Annotated in this window: 17 protein-coding genes; 2 read left to right on the plus strand and 15 right to left on the minus strand. The window is 53.9% G+C overall.

Features of this window, described 5'->3' with window-relative positions:
* Positions 1-262: 262 nt before the first annotated feature.
* The 7 genes from dedD to pdxB all read right to left on the minus strand — a co-directional run bounded on the left by dedD (position 263) and on the right by pdxB (position 7,092).
* Positions 263-925, minus strand: a complete 663-nt coding sequence (dedD, locus tag ACJHYW_RS04380) for a cell division protein DedD (RefSeq protein ID WP_000146992.1) — start codon at positions 923-925, stop codon at positions 263-265.
* Entirely contained in the window at positions 915-2,183 is a 1,269-nt protein-coding gene (gene folC / locus ACJHYW_RS04385) for a bifunctional tetrahydrofolate synthase/dihydrofolate synthase (protein WP_000584582.1), read from the minus strand. The genes dedD and folC overlap by 11 nt, the downstream gene beginning before the upstream one ends.
* Positions 2,184-2,252: 69 nt before the next feature.
* Positions 2,253-3,167, minus strand: coding sequence for an acetyl-CoA carboxylase, carboxyltransferase subunit beta (gene accD, locus ACJHYW_RS04390; RefSeq protein WP_000118404.1), 915 nt, complete (start codon positions 3,165-3,167; stop codon positions 2,253-2,255).
* 155 nt (positions 3,168-3,322) lie between these two features.
* Positions 3,323-3,982: a DedA family protein gene (locus ACJHYW_RS04395; protein WP_000364327.1), complete on the minus strand. Its 660-nt coding sequence runs from the start codon at positions 3,980-3,982 to the stop codon at positions 3,323-3,325.
* Positions 3,983-4,064: 82 nt separating this feature from the next.
* Positions 4,065-4,877, minus strand: a complete 813-nt coding sequence (gene truA / locus ACJHYW_RS04400) for a tRNA pseudouridine(38-40) synthase TruA (RefSeq protein WP_001283590.1) — start codon at positions 4,875-4,877, stop codon at positions 4,065-4,067.
* A complete protein-coding gene (locus ACJHYW_RS04405; RefSeq protein WP_001289165.1) occupies positions 4,877-5,890 on the minus strand; it encodes an aspartate-semialdehyde dehydrogenase in 1,014 nt (337 codons plus the stop codon). The genes truA and ACJHYW_RS04405 overlap by 1 nt, the downstream gene beginning before the upstream one ends.
* Before the next feature lie 65 nt (positions 5,891-5,955).
* On the minus strand, positions 5,956-7,092 hold the full coding sequence (pdxB, locus tag ACJHYW_RS04410; RefSeq protein WP_061092617.1) for a 4-phosphoerythronate dehydrogenase PdxB: 1,137 nt from the start codon (positions 7,090-7,092) through the stop codon (positions 5,956-5,958).
* Positions 7,093-7,190: 98 nt separating this feature from the next.
* On the opposite strand from pdxB, the gene flk reads away from it, so the two are divergent.
* Positions 7,191-8,186 carry a flagella biosynthesis regulator Flk gene (gene flk, locus ACJHYW_RS04415; protein WP_061092616.1) on the plus strand — a complete coding sequence of 332 codons (996 nt, stop codon included), beginning with the start codon at positions 7,191-7,193 and terminating at the stop codon, positions 8,184-8,186.
* Here the strand turns inward: flk and ACJHYW_RS04420 are convergent.
* Entirely contained in the window at positions 8,183-9,361 is a 1,179-nt protein-coding gene (locus ACJHYW_RS04420) for an arabinose transporter (protein WP_000127789.1), read from the minus strand. The genes flk and ACJHYW_RS04420 overlap by 4 nt on opposite strands.
* 284 nt (positions 9,362-9,645) lie before the next feature.
* Entirely contained in the window at positions 9,646-10,866 is a 1,221-nt protein-coding gene (gene fabB / locus ACJHYW_RS04425) for a beta-ketoacyl-ACP synthase I (protein ID WP_000817178.1), read from the minus strand.
* Between the two features lie 158 nt (positions 10,867-11,024).
* On the opposite strand from fabB, the gene mnmC reads away from it, so the two are divergent.
* Complete coding sequence (gene mnmC, locus ACJHYW_RS04430) at positions 11,025-13,031, plus strand: bifunctional tRNA (5-methylaminomethyl-2-thiouridine)(34)-methyltransferase MnmD/FAD-dependent 5-carboxymethylaminomethyl-2-thiouridine(34) oxidoreductase MnmC (protein WP_061092615.1); 2,007 nt, start codon at positions 11,025-11,027, stop codon at positions 13,029-13,031.
* A gap of 55 nt (positions 13,032-13,086) precedes the next feature.
* Here mnmC and ACJHYW_RS04435 read toward each other — a convergent pair whose 3' ends face one another.
* From ACJHYW_RS04435 to prmB, 6 genes are read right to left on the minus strand one after another with little or no spacing between them, the layout of a single operon-like run.
* The gene (locus ACJHYW_RS04435) at positions 13,087-13,365 is read right to left on the minus strand and encodes a YfcL family protein (protein ID WP_000559761.1); all 279 of its coding nucleotides are present in this window, start codon (positions 13,363-13,365) and stop codon (positions 13,087-13,089) included.
* A gap of 33 nt (positions 13,366-13,398) precedes the next feature.
* Positions 13,399-13,947, minus strand: coding sequence for an elongation factor P hydroxylase (gene epmC, locus ACJHYW_RS04440; protein WP_061092614.1), 549 nt, complete (start codon positions 13,945-13,947; stop codon positions 13,399-13,401).
* A complete protein-coding gene (locus tag ACJHYW_RS04445) occupies positions 13,947-14,756 on the minus strand; it encodes a sulfite exporter TauE/SafE family protein (protein ID WP_000447366.1) in 810 nt (269 codons plus the stop codon). The genes epmC and ACJHYW_RS04445 overlap by 1 nt, the downstream gene beginning before the upstream one ends.
* Entirely contained in the window at positions 14,756-15,580 is an 825-nt protein-coding gene (gene mepA, locus ACJHYW_RS04450) for a penicillin-insensitive murein endopeptidase (RefSeq protein ID WP_001043802.1), read from the minus strand. The genes ACJHYW_RS04445 and mepA overlap by 1 nt, the downstream gene beginning before the upstream one ends.
* 3 nt (positions 15,581-15,583) lie before the next feature.
* The gene (gene aroC / locus ACJHYW_RS04455) at positions 15,584-16,669 is read right to left on the minus strand and encodes a chorismate synthase (protein WP_001297933.1); all 1,086 of its coding nucleotides are present in this window, start codon (positions 16,667-16,669) and stop codon (positions 15,584-15,586) included.
* 34 nt (positions 16,670-16,703) lie between these two features.
* Positions 16,704-17,636, minus strand: coding sequence for a 50S ribosomal protein L3 N(5)-glutamine methyltransferase (prmB, locus tag ACJHYW_RS04460; RefSeq protein WP_001309606.1), 933 nt, complete (start codon positions 17,634-17,636; stop codon positions 16,704-16,706).
* Between the last annotated feature and the right edge of the window lie 3 nt (positions 17,637-17,639).

The raw sequence follows: 17,639 nt of genomic DNA on the forward strand, positions 1-17,639 counted from the left end.
TGCGTAGGGATTTCCTTCCCACGCATCAATAAAAATGGCGCTGAAAAAATATTCAACGCCATCGACTTTTTATGCCTTTGCGGCATCGTGCAATGCGTGTCGGATGCGGCGCGGGGCTGCTCCAGCGTAGGCCTGATAAGACACGCCAGTGTCGCATCAGGCAACGACTGTCGGATGCGACGTAAACGCCTTATCCGACCTACGGGGCTACTCCAGCCCAGGCCTGATAAGATGCGCCAGCGTCGCATCAGGCAAGACCATATTAATTCGGTGTATAACCCATTACCACGCCGCTTAAGCCAGAAAGTTGCTTCAACTCACCCAGCGAACCTTTCAGCTTATCTTTCGAGGCATCCGGCCCAACCAGAATACGGGTAATTTTACCCTGCACTGGCGTGGATGGCGACGTATAAACCCGATAACCGGCACCGCGCAGCTTACCGACAATCTCATTCACTTTATCGGCATTTTTCAGCGCGCCCAGTTGCACAACATAAGCTTTACCCGTTGGCGCTGCTTTTTCTTCCACGACCGGCTTCGGTTCTGGCTTCGGCGCAGGTGGTGCTTCAACCTTCGGTTTCGGCGGCTCCACCGGTTTCGGCTTCGGTGGGGCGACCGGTGCAGGTTCCGGTTCAAACTCGGTGTTATTGGCTGCAATAGTGGCCGGATCGAGCGACGGTGCTGCGGCATCACCTGCCCGCACCTCTTCCGCTGCGCCTTCCGGCGGCTGCGTCGGCAACGCCTGAGTGGCGGCTGGCATCATATCAGGCTCATCGCGATCGCCCGCTTTCGGCACCAGCGGGATAGCCGCGAACTCATCCTGATAATGTTTTTTCTGCCCGTCCAGCAGCCCTGGAAGTACTATCACCCCCAGCGCCACCAGCACGATCGTGCCCACTAACCGATTCTGAAACTTACTTGCCACCGCTTCTCCTCGCGTCAATCACTTCCATGACATGTGCGACCGTGTGGAACGAACCACACACCAGCACGGTATCTTCCGCTTTAGCGTCCGCCATTGCGGCATCCCATGCCTGCGCCACGCTATCAAATGATTTGCCGTTACCCAAATGCTCAAGCAGTTGTTCTGCCGTGGCACCGCGCGGCCCTTCCAGGGGCGCACAATACCAGTCATCAACCACGCTTTTCAACCAGGCCAGAGTTCCGGCAATATCTTTATCATGTAGCATACCGATAACCGCCAGCACGCGCCCGTTTTTCGGTAGCGCTTTCATACGCCCGGTGAGATATTCCGCCGCATGTGGATTATGCGCGACATCAAAAATAACGCGTGGCGACTCGCTCACAATCTGGAAACGTCCCGGCAAAATTGCGCTGGCAATCCCGTCGCGAATGGCATTTTCACTGACCTCCAGCCCGCTGGCACGCAGTGCCGCCAGCGCCGTTGCGGCATTCGGTTGCGGGACAAGCGGCAACGGCAGATTTTCCAGCGTGCCGTGAGCATCGCTAAACGTCCAGTCATGATCGGTGACGGAATAGTTCCACTCAACGCCCCGACGTTGTAGCAGTGCACCTTTTTCCTGCGCCACATCAGCAATGGTAGAAGGCATTTCCGGCTCACCGACAATTGCCGGTTTTTCGCTGCGGAAGATGCCTGCTTTCTCGCGACCAATACTTTCGCGATCTGGCCCCAGCCAGTCGGTATGATCCAGCGCAATGCTGGTTACTACCGCGACATCGGCATCGACAATATTGGTTGCGTCCAGACGACCGCCCAGCCCTACTTCCAGAATCACCACGTCAAGTTGTGCCTGTTTGAACAGCCACAACGCCGACAGCGTACCGTACTCGAAATAGGTCAAGGAAATATCACCGCGTGCCGATTCAATCTCCGCAAAAGAGGCGGTGTGGGCCGATTCCGGCAATTCCTGGCCCTGCACGCGTACGCGCTCGGTATAACGCACCAGATGCGGCGAACTGTAGACGCCCACTTTGTACCCTGCCGCCATCAGAATCGACTCCAGCGTACGGCAAGTGGTGCCTTTGCCATTCGTACCCGCAACGGTAAACACAAATGGCGCTGGTTTCAGAACGCCAAGACGCGCCGCGACCTGGCTCACGCGCTCAAGGCCGAGATCGATAGTTTTACTGTGCAGGTTTTCCAGATAAGAAAGCCACGAAGCCAGAGGCGACGCGGCTTGAGGAGTGCGTTTGATAATCATGGTATCCGCTGATTCGTTACGGTGAGAATAGCAAAAGGGCAGAGCCAGTGGCCCTGCCCTTATCAGTTATCAGGCCTCAGGTTCCTGATCTGGTACCGGTGGCACCACTACGCCTTCACGCGGCGCTTCAGGATTCGGCGCTGGCAGATTCATCAACTTCGCCAGAATACTCGCCAGTTTCAGGCGCATTTCCGGACGACGGACGATCATGTCGATCGCGCCTTTCTCGATCAGGAATTCACTGCGCTGGAATCCTGGCGGCAGTTTTTCGCGAACGGTCTGTTCGATAACACGCGGACCGGCAAAGCCGATTAACGCTTTCGGTTCAGCGATGTTGAGATCGCCCAGCATGGCGAAACTTGCAGAAACACCACCCATGGTCGGGTCGGTCAGCACGGAGATGTACGGCAAGCCGCGCTCCTGCATTTTTGCCAGTGCCGCAGAGGTTTTCGCCATCTGCATCAGCGACATCAGTGCTTCCTGCATACGTGCGCCACCAGAGGCGGAGAAGCAGATCAGTGGGCAGTTATCTTCCAGCGCCTGCTCAACGGCACGCACGAAACGTGCACCTACCACAGACCCCATGGAACCGCCCATAAAGGCGAACTCGAATGCCGCAGCGACAACCGGCATTCCATACAGGGTGCCTTTCATCACCACCAGCGCATCTTTTTCGCCGGTTTCTTTCTGCGCAGATGCCAGACGGTCTTTATACTTCTTGGAGTCACGAAACTTCAGCACATCTTTCGGCTCAAGCTCGCTACCCAGCTCCACAAGGCTTCCTTCATCTAACAGGCTATGCAGGCGATTACGCGCTGTCATACGCATGTGATGGTCACACTTCGGACAGACCTCAAGATTACGTTCCAGCTCAGCGCGGTATAAAACCTGACCGCAGCTATCACACTTAGTCCACACCCCTTCAGGAATGCTCGCCTTGCGGGTGGGAGTAATGTTGCTTTTAATTCGTTCAATCCAGCTCATTAGGGACCTTTCTGTCTGAACCTGGTTCGATGCCAGTTTTATCTTTGGGGACGCATAATGCCATTTTTGCCCCCAACAGACCATGAATGTTGCACATTAAAACATAACAGCCCGAAACTTTGGATAAAAAAGTGGTCGAACCGCGGAGTTACTTTTTATTTTGCGGCGCGTGCCGCAGCGCGTTTGTGGCGAATAAATTCGAAAACACCTGGCAATATTGAAACAAAAATAATGCCAACAATCATCAGTTTAAGGTTGCTCTGAATGAAGGGGAGCGTTCCGAAGAAATAACCCGCGTAGGTAAAAATCAGTACCCATAGCAACGCGCCGATGACGTTAAAAGCGGCGAAATGACGGTACGACATGTGGCCCATTCCCGCAACAAACGGCGCGAACGTTCTGACGATCGGCACAAAACGGGCGAGAATAATCGTTTTGCCGCCATGTTTCTCATAAAACTGATGGGTTTTGTCGAGATAACTGCGACGAAAGATTTTCGAATCCGGATTACTGAACAGTTTGTCACCAAATAACCGTCCAATGGTGTAGTTCACCGCGTCACCCACAATCGCGGCGATCAGCATCAGCACCACCATCATATGGACGTTGAGATCGTTGGTTTCCAGTGATGCCAACGCACCGGCAACAAACAGCAATGAATCACCCGGTAAAAACGGCGTTACCACCAGACCGGTTTCACAGAACAAAATTAAGAACAAAATGGCATAAACCCAGACGCCATACTCCGCGACCAGTTCTGCCAGATGCACGTCAATGTGCAGGATAAAATCGATGAGGAAATAAATCAGGTCCATATTTGCCTATGCCTTGTACTCGTCATCTTTCAGGCTGTAACTACGTTGGCTACAGCCTGAAATGTTCCGAGCGTTATTCTCGTTAGTCCGCCAGAAATAGCGGGCCCATTGGCGGTTTTGGAAGATCATATCGGTCAGGGTAATCCACCGCGACCAGATATAGCCCTTCCGCTTTTGCCGTTGCTGCCGCCAGCGTTCTGTCCTTTGCCGCCAGCAACTCTGCTATCCAGCTCTCCGGCTGGTTGTGGGCACCGACTTCCATCAGGCTGCCGACAATATTCCTGACCATATGATGTACAAAGGCATTCGCTTTGATATCTACCACCACATAAGGACCGTGACGCGTGACATTAATATGCATAACGTTGCGCCACGGGGTCCGGGACTGACACTGCACCGCACGGAACGAGGTGAAATCATTCTCGCCCAGCAAACATTGCGCAGCCCGATGCATCCGTTCAGCGTCCAGCGGTTCGTAAAAATGGGTTACTCCTTTACTCAATACCGCCGGGCGCAGCCGATGATTGTAGATGATGTAGCGATAACGGCGAGCCGTGGCGCTAAATCGGGCATGAAAATCATCAGGTACAGCTTTAACCCAACGCACGGCGATGTCACCAGGTAAATTCGCATTTACGCCCAACGTCCACGCAGCGTCTTTGCGCTGCGCGGTCGTTTCGAAATGCACAACCTGCCCGGTGCCGTGTACACCTGCGTCAGTACGCCCGGCGCAGAAGACGGTGATCGGTTCGTTCGCCACCTGGGAGAGCGCCTTTTCCAGCTTCTCCTGCACACTGCGGACTTCGTTCTGCCGTTGCCAGCCGTAATACTTACTGCCGTCGTACTCAATGCCCAGCGCAATTTTATAAACTGGCGGTTGTTGCTGGTCGGACATTAGTACAGATACTCCTGCACCAGTTTCTCGGCGATTTTTACTGCCATCAGCGCGCCGCCAAAGCGAACGTTATCGGCCACCGACCAGAACTGAACTTGCTCCGGCATACCGTAATCATTACGTACGCAGCCAACGGAAAGATGCGGCGTACCAGAAGCATCCCCCACCTGAGTCGGGAATTCGTTCTCTTCAGAGAGCACAATATCTTCGCCCTGAGCAAACGCATCACGCGCTTCTTCTGCCGCCAGCGGACGCAGTGCTTCAAAGTTGACCATCTGGGCATGACCATAGAATACCGGTGCCTGGACGACGCTTGCCGAAATCATCAGCCCTTCGTCCTGCAGGATTTTGCGTACTTCGTCAACGATACGACGTTCTTCACGCACGCTACCTTCGCTATCCGGCAGTAACGGCAGCATATTGAATGCCAGTTGACGCCCGAAGAAATCTTCTTCGTCAATCGGAATGCCATTGAGTAATTTAGCACTCTGCCCCGCTAACGCATCGACCGCTTTTTTACCCTGGGCGGAGGCTGAAATCAGGCTGGTAACGCTGATACGTGATAAACCGCCCTGATCAATTAGCGGTTTCAGTGCCGCCAGCAGCTGGCTGGTCAGACTGTCTGGTACGGCGATGACATTCCGGTTGCGGTAATCGGTCAGTACAAACGGGTTTACTTCCGGCACCACCAGCGGTACGTCGGGTTCGAGAGCAAACAATCCGCTGCTGTCGATCACCAGACAACCTGAGTTGGTCGCTTCTTCAACCCAGGCAGCGGTAGCTTCTTTGCCTGCGACAAAAAACGCCAGCTGCGCCTGCGTCCAGTCGAATTCAGCAGCATCCTGCACGGTGATTGTCTTACCACCAAAGCGCAGTTGTTCGCCTGCGCTTTCGTTACGTGCCAGTGCATAAATTTCCCCAACCGGGAACTGACGTTCAGCCAGCGTTTCAAGCAGGGCTTCGCCCACAGCGCCAGTTGCGCCCAGGACGGCAATGTTCCAGCCTTCAGACATGGTGGTTTACTCCAGAAATAGCAAAGCTCCCTGCCAATGTTACAGCAGAGAGCATGAAGAAGAGATTAACGTGCCGGATGATGAACGGCGTTAAAACCCAGTTTATACAGCAATGATGCCGCGCTGGCGTCATCACAAATCACATACAGAGATGACCATTCACGGCGCTCAAGATAGTTTTTGCGCAGTTTATCGAACTCACCCGGTATTCCGGCGACTTTACGCAGCGGTGCGTCATCGCGGCGCACATCATACACCAAATGCACCAGCCTTTTCAGCGTCGGTTGATCGAGCGGGCCATGCAGCGTAATGCGACCAAACTCTGGCGCGGGCAGTAATGTATCCAGCGCAACGTGCTGTTCATGCCCAATAAACTTGCTATAAGCTTCAAACACTTGCGTAGTACCGCGTGCTTTACCTTCCAGGGTATAGCCTGCGATATGCGGCGTGCCGATATCCACTTTTTTCAGCAATTCCACGTTAAGTTCCGGTTCGCCTTCCCAGACATCCAGCACTACGCTTAACTTCTGGCCTTCGTTCAGGCAGGTCAGCAGGGCGGTATTATCGACGACTGCGCCACGGCAGGCGTTAATCAGAATCGCTCCTGGTTTCAGGCTGCGGATCAGTTTTTCATCCGCCAGATGCAGCGTTTTGTACGGACCATCTTTAAAGAGTGGCGTATGGAAAGTCAGAATATCCGCATGCTGGACTAACTCATCCAGCGAGCGGAAATCCCCCTCATCCCCACGGTCGGCGCGGGGCGGATCGCAAAGTAAGGTTTTGACCCCTAACGCTTCCAGTCGCGCCTGTAAACGACGACCAACGTTACCAACGCCAACGATCCCCACGGTACGCTCGTGCAGTGAAAATCCATCGCGTTCGGCAAGCATCAGCAGGGAGGAGAAAACATATTCCACTACCGCAATCGCATTACAGCCAGGTGCCGCGGAAAAACCAATTCCCGCCTGCTTTAACCATGCTTCATCAACATGGTCGGTCCCCGCGGTGGCAGTGCCAACAAATTTAATGGGTTTTCCTGCCAGCAAAGATTCATTCACTTTCGTGACCGAACGCACCATCAGCGCATCCGCGTCTGCCAGTTGAGCCACGGGGATGGGACGCCCGGGAACCGCGGTCACCTCACCCAAACGGCTAAATAAGTCGCGGGCATAAGGCATATTTTCATCAACAAGGATTTTCACGTTTGTGTTACCTGTATGAGACGAGAGTTAACCGGACAAGTGTGCCATAATCTCGCGGCCAGGCATACTTGCGAAGATTTCAGGTATAAGGATACGTAATGATACAACCTATTTCCGGCCCTCCTCCTGGGCAACCACCAGGTCAGGGAGATAACCTGCCGTCTGGCGCGGGCAATCAGCCTTTATCCAGTCAGCAACGTACTTCGCTGGAAAGCTTAATGACGAAAGTGACCTCACTGACGCAACAGCAAAGAGCAGAACTGTGGGCGGGTATCAGGCACGATATTGGTCTGTCGGGAGATTCACCGCTGCTTTCGCGTCACTTTCCTGCCGCTGAGCATAATCTGGCGCAACGTCTGCTGGCCGCGCAAAAAAGCCATTCTGCCCGCCAGCTTTTAGCGCAATTAGGGGAGTATTTACGTCTGGGGAATAATCGTCAGGCGGTCACGGATTATATCCGTCATAACTTTGGTCAGACGCCGCTGAATCAGCTCTCACCGGAGCAATTAAAAACCATTCTCACCCTGTTGCAGGAAGGGAAAATGGTTATTCCGCAACCACAGCAGCGCGAGGCAACCGACCGTCCTTTATTACCGGCGGAGCACAATGCACTCAAACAGCTGGTGACCAAACTTGCGGCAGCAACGGGGGAACCCAGCAAACAGATCTGGCAATCGATGCTGGAACTTTCCGGGGTGAAAGATGGCGAGTTAATTCCAGCGAAACTGTTTAACCATCTGGTGACCTGGCTACAGGCGCGTCAGACGCTAAGCCAGCAAAATACGCCGACACTGGAATCACTACAGATGGCGCTAAAACAACCTTTAGATGCCAGTGAACTGGCGGCGTTATCGGCATATATCCAGCAAAAATATGGCCTTTCTGCGCAATCATCGCTTTCTTCTTCCCAGGCCGAGGATATTCTTAACCAGCTTTATCAACGGCGGGTTAAAGGGATTGAACCGCGTGATATGCAACCGCTGCTTAATCCTTTTCCACCGATGATGGACACGTTGCAAAATATGGCAACGCGTCCCGCGCTGTGGATACTGTTAGTCGCGATTATCCTGATGCTGGTCTGGCTGGTTCGTTAACCCCGACGAAACGACAGTATCGTGACAATAATTCCCAGCACCGCAGAGATCGCCCCGGCAAGAAATACCGAAGAGTAACCAAACGTGGTCGCCAGCATTCCCGCAAGCGGCCCGGAGACGCCGAGGGCGATATCCTGAAACGCGGCGTAACCGCCCAGTGCGGTGCCGCGAACTTGTGAGGGGACGCGTTTAACCACCTCCACGCCCAGCGCAGGAAAGATAAGCGAACATCCGGCTCCAGTTAACGCCGCGCCCGCTAATGCGACCCACGCCCCTGGTGCTTGCCAGAGCAGCAACAAGCCCACGGTTTCTACAAGCAGAGAGACGATCGCCACTTTCACGCCGCCAAAACGGTCCGGCATCCAGCCAAACATGACGCGCATCACGACAAATGCGCCGCCAAACGCGGTAAGAGTAAAGCCCGCCATCGCCCATCCTTTGCTGGCAAAGTAGAGCGAAACGAAAGTCCCGATAACCGCAAAACCAACGCCTTGTAGTGCCAGACCTAACCCTGGTTTCCAGATAAGCCCGACAACGCTCCACAGCGATGGACGTTCTCCCGCCAGGGCCGGTACTTTGCGCACTGTGCCGTTACAGGCCCACGCCAGTAAGGGTAATGCCATTGTGGTGAGCGCCAGTGCGGCAAAACCGTAATGGCTATGAATCAACAGGCCAAGCGGCGCACCAACAGCGAGGGCACCGTAAATCGCCATTCCGTTCCATGACATCACTTTGCCGGAATGTTTTGGCCCAACGATGCCCAATCCCCAGGTCAGAGCCCCCGTCAGTAACTGGCTTTCACCAAAGCCAAGAATCAAACGTCCAACGACCAACAGAGCAAATTTGAACGGTGCGGAGACGGGCAAAATCGCCGCCAGCAGCAGCGCGCCGCCCGCCAGACCACAAGCTAACATCCCCTGAAGCGCCGAACGTTTTGCGCCATATTGATCGGCCAGTCGCCCGGCGTAACCACGCGTCAGCACCGTAGCCAGAAACTGAATCCCGACGGCAATGCCGACCATAGTGTTGCCATAGCCCAGTTCATGATGAACAAACAGCGGGATAACCGGCAACGGTAAACCTACGGTCATGTAGGTGAGAAAAACCGCAAAAGCGATGCGGAAGAGCGAAAAATTGGCAGAAGATCGTGTTTCGGTTTGGCTTACAGCAGTCATGCATTACTCCAGAATGCAGCGCAAGGCGAGGAGTATCCCCGTCTCATCTCTCTGGTTTCAGGGTTACGGTGCGTTGGCAGGATTTAACGCGTACGTCTTTTTAGCAGGATATCGACAAAGCGGGAAGTTTGCCTGGAACTGGCGGCGATTGTCAATGATGTGAAAAAGGGAACCATCGGGTTCCCTTTTGCGTTAGTGCCGGAGGCGGTATTGGTGCATATCGTCGGATGCGACGCTGGCGCGTCTTATCCGACCTACTCCGAGCTACTCCGACCTACTGCGAATTAATCTTTCAGCTTGCGCATTACCAGCGTGGCGTTAGTGCCGCCGAAGCCGAAGCTGTTAGACATAACGGTGGTCAGTTCGCGATCGGTCGTTTCGGTCACGATGTTCAGACCCGCAGCCTGCTCGTCCAGCTCTTCAATGTTGATGCTCGGGGCGATAAAACCGTGTTCCAGCATCAGCAGAGAGTAGATAGCTTCCTGTACGCCAGCAGCGCCCAGTGAGTGACCGGTCATTGCTTTGGTTGCAGAAATCGCCGGGCTCTTATCGCCGAACACTTCACGGATAGCTGCCAGTTCTTTCACGTCGCCAACCGGAGTCGAAGTACCATGAGAGTTCAGGTAGTCGATTGGGGTATCAACACCGTGCATCGCCATCTTCATGCAGCGCACTGCACCTTCGCCAGACGGAGCAACCATGTCTGCGCCATCAGAGGTTGCGCCGTAGCCAACGATTTCAGCATAGATGTGAGCACCACGCGCCAGCGCGTGTTCCAGCTCTTCAACCACTACCATACCGCCACCGCCAGCGATAACGAAACCGTCACGGTGAGCGTCGTAAGTACGGGAGGCTTTTTCCGGGGTGTCGTTGTATTTAGTAGACAGCGCACCCATCGCGTCGAATTCACAAGCCATTTCCCAGCACAATTCTTCGCCGCCACCAGCAAACACGATGTCCTGTTTGCCCAGTTGGATCTGCTCTACTGCGTTACCGATACAGTGTGCGGAAGTCGCACACGCGGAGCTGATGGAGTAGTTAACGCCGTGAATTTTAAACGGCGTGGCGAGGCAGGCAGAAACGCCGGATGCCATCGCTTTGGTGACCACATACGGGCCAACCGCTTTCAGGCCGCGCGGGCCGCGCATTGCGTCAGCGCCGAAAACCTGGAAACGCGGGGAGCCGCCGCCGGAACCTGCAATCAGGCCAACGCGCGGGTTATTCTGGTAAGCTTCCGGGGAGAGGCCAGCATCTGCAATTGCCTGCTCCATAGAAAGGAATGCATAAATGGATGCGTCGCTCATAAAGCGCACAACTTTGCGGTCAATGAGGCCAGTGGTATCCAGTTTTACGTTGCCCCAGACGTGGCTACGCATGCCGGAATCCTTCAGCTCCTGAGAGAAAGTGATCCCTGAACGTCCTTCACGCAGAGATGCCAGGACTTCCTGCTGGTTATTACCGATGCTGGAAACAATGCCCAGGCCAGTAATCACTGCACGTTTCATTCAATACCTCTGTAAGTCGCACATAGAGTAAGTTTCGCATGCACAATAGCGTACACTTGTACGCCGAACAAGTCCGATCAGCCAATTAATAGAGAAATTTGCGCAGCCTGGCACACATCGCTAAGATCGAGCCACCGCCTGTAAGACGAGTAACTTACGTGAAACACTACGCCATACAACCTGCCAACCTTGAATTTAATGCTGAGGGTACACCTGTTTCCCGAGATTTTGACGATGTCTATTTTTCCAACGATAACGGACTGGAAGAGACGCGTTATGTTTTTCTTGGGGGTAACCAATTAGAGGCACGTTTTCCTGAGCATCCACATCCTCTGTTTGTGGTAGCAGAGAGCGGCTTCGGCACCGGATTAAACTTCCTGACGCTATGGCAGGCATTTGATCAGTTTCGCGAAGCGCATCCACAGGCGCAATTACAACGCTTACATTTCATTAGTTTTGAAAAATTTCCCCTCGCCCGTGCGGATTTAGCCTTAGCGCATCATCACTGGCCGGAACTGGCTCCGTGGGCGGAACAACTTCAGGCGCAGTGGCCAATGCCCTTGCCCGGTTGCCATCGTTTATTGCTCGATGAAGGCCACGTGACGCTGGATTTATGGTTTGGCGATATAAACGAACTGACCAGCCAACTGGACGATTCGCTGAATCAAAAAGTAGATGCCTGGTTTCTGGACGGCTTTGCGCCAGCGAAAAACCCGGATATGTGGACGCAAAATCTGTTTAAGGCCATGGCAAGGTTAGCGCGTCCGGGCGGCACGCTGGCGACCTTTACGTCTGCCGGTTTTGTCCGCCGCGGTTTGCAGGAAGCCGGATTTAGCATGCAAAAGCGCAAAGGGTTTGGGCGCAAACGGGAAATGCTTTGTGGGGTGATGGAACAGACATTACCCCTCCCCTGCTCCACGCCGTGGTTTAACCGTACGGGCAGCAACAAACAGGAAGCGGCAATTATTGGAGGCGGTATTGCCAGCGCGTTGTTGTCACTGGCGCTATTGCGTCGCGGCTGGCAAGTAACGCTTTATTGCGCGGATGAGGCTCCCGCACTGGGTGCTTCCGGCAATCGCCAGGGGGCGCTGTATCCGCTTTTAAGTAAACACGATGAAGCGCTAAACCGTTTTTTCTCTAATGCGTTTACTTTTGCTCGTCGGTTTTACGATTTATTGCCCGTTAAATTTGATCATGACTGGTGCGGCGTCACGCAGTTAGGCTGGGATGAGAAAAGCCAGCATAAAATCGCACAGATGTTGTCGATGAATTTACCCGCAGAACTGGCTGTAGCCGTTGAGGCAAATGCGGTTGAACAAATTACGGGCGTTGCGACAAATTGCAGCGGTATTACTTATCCGCAAGGTGGCTGGCTGTGTCCGGCAGAACTAACCCGTAATGTGCTGGAACTGGCGCAACAGCAGGGTTTGCAGATTCATTATCAATATCAGTTACAGGATTTATCCCGTAAGGATGATTGTTGGTTGTTGAATTTTGCAGGTGATCAGCAAGCGACGCATAGTGTGGTGGTACTGGCGAACGGGCATCAAATCAGCCGTTTCAGCCAAACGTCGTCTCTGCCAGTGTATTCGGTTGCCGGTCAGGTCAGCCATATTCCGACAACGCCGGAACTGGCAAAACTGAAACAGGTGCTGTGCTATGACGGTTATCTCACGCCACAAAATCCGGCGAATCAACATCATTGTATTGGTGCCAGTTATCATCGCGGCAGCGAAGATACGGCGTACAGTGAGGACGATCAGCAGCAGAATCGCCAGCGGTTGATTGATTGTTTCCCGCAGGCACAATGGGCGAAAGCGGTTGATGTCAGTGATAAAGAGGCGCGTTGCGGTGTACGTTGTGCCACCCGCGATCATCTGCCAATGGTAGGCAACGTGCCTGATTATGACGCTACACTCGTGGAATATGCGTCGCTGGCGGAGAAGAAAGATGAAGCGGTAAGCGCGCCGGTTTATGACGATCTCTTTATGTTTGCTGCTTTAGGTTCGCGCGGTTTGTGTTCTGCTCCGCTGTGTGCCGAGATTCTGGCGGCACAGATGAGTGAAGAACCGATTCCGATGGATGCCAGTACGCTGGCGGCGTTAAACCCGAATCGGTTATGGGTGCGGAAGTTGTTGAAGGGTAAAGCGGTTAAGGCGGGGTAATCTGCTCTGGCATTGCTTGCCGGATATGGCGTGAACGCCGCATCCGGCACATTACTTACTGCTGTGACGCCTGCTGAAACAGGTGTTCCCACATATCGGTCACCAGCGCCTGGTCACGCGGCGACAATTCACCGGCACCAATGGCTTTTTCCAGACTCTGGCTAACGGTTGTATGTACCGCCTGAGCGGAGTGGTCGTCACCACTTTCCAGTTCTGCGATGGCTAATGTCAGGTGGCCACGCAAATACCCACTGGCAAACAACTCATCATCACTGGCATGGTCAACCATACCGTCGATTAATGCCAGAATGCGTGATTCAAACTCCGCGATCATCTTCTTTCCTCATTGTAAAACGTGGCGCTGGCTTCAGTTGAGCGCTTCCGGCCACGGGAACTGTTCCGCCGTAAGTTCCGGCGTGTGATAATAATTTTGTAGTGCTTTAATGAAGCGTGCCGGACGTTCGGGAATGCCGTTTGCCAGATAATCCATCACCTGCGCATGTACCCGCCGTTGAAACACCACGCGGTCCGGTTCGAAATCCCCTTCCAGATTGTCGCAGCTAACATTAAACGGATATCCCGCCGCCACGCAGAACAACCAGTCCAGCGCCTGCGGCTTCACTTCAACATCTTCAAACTGACTTTGCGTCTGGGCATCGCGTCCGTCCGGGCAATACCAGTAACCGAAATCAACCAGCTCACGGCGCGCTTTCCCGGCAATACACCAGTGCGAAATCTCGTGGATGGCGCTGGCATAAAAGCCATGAGCGAAGACGATTCGGTTATACGGTGCTTCCGCATCAGCAGGAAGATAGATCGGTTCGTCGTTGCCTTTAATCAGACGGGTATTAAATTCATCGGCAAAGCAGCTATTAAAAATCTCAATCAACTGCTCATAGTGGTGTGTACTGTTCATTAGTTCATCCCCAACCAGTGGAGGATCTCCTGTCCGTGGCTATCGTAAAGTAATTTGGCACTCATCACCGCCGAGACGATAACGATCATCGGGCGGATCAGCTTTTGTCCTTTGCTCAACACCAGTCTTGAACCCATGCGCGCGCCGAGGAACTGCCCCACCAGCATCACAAAGCCCGTCGCCCAAATCACTTTGCCGCCGAGAATAAACAGCAGCAAACCACCGATGTTTGACGTTGCGTTGAGTAATTTGGCGTGGGCCGTGGCTTTGGCGAGGTTGAATCCGCACAGCGTAACAAAGGCCAGCGCGTAAAACGACCCAGCAGCCGGGCCAAAGAATCCATCGTAAAAACCGACGCAGCCCCCCGCCACCAGCGCAAATGGCAGTCCATACATCCGGCGCTGGCGATCTTCTTCTCCCAGTTTTGGCATCAGCAAAAAATAGAGGCCGATACAAATCACCAGGATCGGTAAAATCTGCCGTAAGACATCGGCCTGAACATACTGCACCAACAGCGCGCCGCTCATTGAGCCGACAAAGGTCATGGCGATATTGAGTTTCTGATCGCTTAAGCTAACCACTTTGCGCCGAATAAAGTAGATAGTGGCGGAAATAGAGCCGCCGCAGGCTTGCAGTTTATTAGTTGCCAGCGCGTTAGCCGGAGACATCCCCGCCGCCATCAATGCCGGAATGGTGAGTAACCCACCGCCACCGGCAATCGAGTCGATAAATCCCGCCAGCATGGCGACAAAAAAGAGAACTCCCAGCAACAGCGGGGAAACCATAAACAGGCTATTAAACGTTTCCATTAGATCACGTGCTCATCCAGTAGCGCCTGGCAGGAAGGCGGCAACGGAGGCGGTGTCTTCTTCTCAGGCTTTGTTGTTCCCGGTTTTGGTGGTTCAAACCAGCTTTGCAGTTCTGCCCCGCAACCATCGCCTGGTGGCGGTAAAGGTTGATCTTCACACTCCAGACTATCGGCAGGACAACGTAATCGTACATGCATATGCGCGCGATGCTGGAACCAGGGTCGCACTTTACGTAACCAGTCGCGATCGGTGCCCGCATCAAGGCAAAGTTGTTGTTTAATCGCCGGATTAACAAAAATGCGCGTGACGTCTTTGTCCTGGGCGGCGAGTTTGATCAAGCTGAAAATTTCTGGCTTCCACAGCGCGGGGACAACGTGTTTACCGTCGCGGGAAACTAAGTCCAGAGCTTGCGGGCGCAAGAGCTGCGCGGAGGTCCAGCGTGTTTTCGGCAGTTGCAGGAAGATATCGACATCCAGTCCGGTCTGGTGGCTGGCGTGACCGCCGTTGAAACGACCACCAGCGGGCATCCCCATATCGCCAATCAGCACCGTACCCATGCCCAGATTGCTCACCTGGCGACTCAGACGCTGGATAAACATCACCAGATCCGGATGTCCGAAATAGCGACGCTGATCGGTACGCATGACCTGATAATGTTCGGACTGTATCGGCAACGTGTCAGCGCCGACGATACAGCCATTAGAAAAACTGCCTATCGATTGTGCGCTACCCGGCACAGGTTGGGTTATTTTTTGCCACGGCGTCGCTGCCAGGCTGGCGCTACTGGCAAGCAGAGCCAGCAGCGCAATCGCGGTTTTGTTCATTTTTTACCAGCGTGGAATATCAGTCTTCACATCGGCATTTTGCGCCCGTTGCCGTAACAGGTGATCCATTAAAACGATCGCTAGCATCGCTTCCGCGATCGGCACCGCGCGGATCCCAACACAAGGATCGTGACGACCTTTGGTGATCATCTCAACTTCTTCGCCAAAGCGGTTAATGGTACGCCCTGGCACGGTAATGCTGGAGGTTGGCTTCAGCGCCATATGGGCAATGATTTGCTGCCCGCTGCTGATACCACCAAGAATGCCGCCTGCATGGTTGCTCTGGAAACCGTCTTTGGTGATTTCGTCACGGTTCTGGCTGCCACGCAGCGCTACCACGTCAAAACCATCACCAATTTCTACGCCTTTCACCGCGTTGATGCTCATCAGCGCATGGGCGATGTCGGCATCCAGGCGGTCAAAGACCGGCTCGCCAAGTCCGGCGGGGACGCCACTGGCAACAACGGTGACTTTCGCGCCGATGGAGTCGCCCTCTTTTTTCAGCGCGCGCATCAGTTCATCTAAGGCGTCGATTTTGTCCGGGTCCGGGCAGAAAAACGGATTTTGCTCGACCTGCGACCAGTCTTTGATTTCCAGCGGAATGTCACCCATCTGGGTCAGGCAGCCGCGGATTTCGATACCAAATTTCTCGGCGAGATATTTTTTTGCAATCGCCCCTGCCGCCACGCGCATGGCGGTTTCGCGGGCGGAAGAGCGCCCGCCGCCGCGATAATCGCGCAGACCGTATTTTTGTTCGTAGGTGTAATCGGCATGGCCTGGACGGAAAACGTCCTTAATCGCACTATAATCCTGAGAACGCTGGTCGGTATTTTCGATCAACAAACCGATGCTGGTGCCGGTAGTAACACCTTCAAAAACACCGGAGAGAATTTTGACCTGATCCGGCTCACGACGCTGGGTGGTATAGCGCGATGTCCCAGGGCGACGACGGTCGAGGTCATGTTGCAGGTCCGCTTCCGTCAGCGGAATGCCTGGCGGAACACCATCGACGATGCAGCCGAGCGCCAGCCCGTGCGATTCGCCGAAGGTGGTTACGCGAAAGAGTTGTCCAATTGTGTTTCCAGCCATCACGGCTCCGTTATTGTTGTGTTTGCGTGTTTACTTAATCTTTATAAATCGCGAAATGTTCACGGGCCGCCAGCAGCTGCTCTTTGGTGAGCATAAACACACCATCGCCGCCGTTATCAAACTCCAGCCAGGTGAACGGAACATCCGGATATTGTTCCATAAGATGTACCATGCTGTTGCCGACTTCACAAATCAGCACACCATCATCAGCAAGGTAATCCGCCGCGTTTCCGAGAATGCGACGCGTCAGTTTCAGGCCGTCGGTGCCAGATGCCAGGCCCAGTTCCGGCTCGTGGCGGTATTCGTTTGGCAGGTCGGACATATCTTCCGCATCGACATACGGCGGGTTAGTGACAATCAGGTCGTACTGCACTTTCGGCAAGTCGCGGAACAGATCGGACCGAATAGGAATGACGTTGTGGATCAGACCGTGTTCTTCGATATTCTGTTCGGCAACCGCCAGCGCGTCGGGAGAGATATCTACCGCGTCGACTTCTGCATCCGGGAAGGCATAAGCACAGGCAATCGCAATGCAGCCGCTACCGGTACACATATCTAAAATGTGCTGCGGTTGCTTGCTGATGAGTCCGGCAAATTTATTGTTGATCAGTTCACCAATCGGCGAGCGCGGCACCAGCACGCGTTCATCGACGTAAAATTCATGGCCGCAGAACCAGGCTTTGTTGGTCAGGTAAGCCACCGGAATGCGTTCGTTGACGCGGCGGATCACGCGTTCAACAATACGGTGTTTTTCGCTGGAGGTCAGACGCGCGGTGCGCATATCTTCTGGAATATCCAGCGGCAGGTAGAGCGAAGGCAACACCAGTTGCACGGCTTCATCCCACGGGTTATCGGTGCCGTGACCATACCAGATATTTGCCGCGCTGAAGCGGCTCACCGACCAGCGCAACATGTCCTGAATGGTTTGCAGCTCATTTACTGCTTCATCAACGAAAATTTTATCCACGTA

The organism is Escherichia sp. WS3063, assembly GCF_046486595.1.
GTDB lineage: Bacteria > Pseudomonadota > Gammaproteobacteria > Enterobacterales > Enterobacteriaceae > Escherichia > Escherichia coli.

Coding starts and splice junctions, on each gene's coding strand:
- folC (WP_000584582.1), bottom strand. CDS start 2,183: ATGATTATCAAACGCACTCCTCAAGCCGCGTCGCCTCTGGCTTCGTGG.
- epmC (WP_061092614.1), bottom strand. CDS start 13,947: ATGAACAGTACACACCACTATGAGCAGTTGATTGAGATTTTTAATAGC.
- fabB (WP_000817178.1), bottom strand. CDS start 10,866: ATGAAACGTGCAGTGATTACTGGCCTGGGCATTGTTTCCAGCATCGGT.
- flk (WP_061092616.1), top strand. CDS start 7,191: ATGATACAACCTATTTCCGGCCCTCCTCCTGGGCAACCACCAGGTCAG.
- ACJHYW_RS04420 (WP_000127789.1), bottom strand. CDS start 9,361: ATGACTGCTGTAAGCCAAACCGAAACACGATCTTCTGCCAATTTTTCG.
- ACJHYW_RS04435 (WP_000559761.1), bottom strand. CDS start 13,365: ATGATCGCGGAGTTTGAATCACGCATTCTGGCATTAATCGACGGTATG.
- ACJHYW_RS04405 (WP_001289165.1), bottom strand. CDS start 5,890: ATGTCTGAAGGCTGGAACATTGCCGTCCTGGGCGCAACTGGCGCTGTG.
- mepA (WP_001043802.1), bottom strand. CDS start 15,580: ATGAACAAAACCGCGATTGCGCTGCTGGCTCTGCTTGCCAGTAGCGCC.
- truA (WP_001283590.1), bottom strand. CDS start 4,877: ATGTCCGACCAGCAACAACCGCCAGTTTATAAAATTGCGCTGGGCATT.
- ACJHYW_RS04445 (WP_000447366.1), bottom strand. CDS start 14,756: ATGGAAACGTTTAATAGCCTGTTTATGGTTTCCCCGCTGTTGCTGGGA.
- aroC (WP_001297933.1), bottom strand. CDS start 16,669: ATGGCTGGAAACACAATTGGACAACTCTTTCGCGTAACCACCTTCGGC.
- accD (WP_000118404.1), bottom strand. CDS start 3,167: ATGAGCTGGATTGAACGAATTAAAAGCAACATTACTCCCACCCGCAAG.
- ACJHYW_RS04395 (WP_000364327.1), bottom strand. CDS start 3,982: ATGGACCTGATTTATTTCCTCATCGATTTTATCCTGCACATTGACGTG.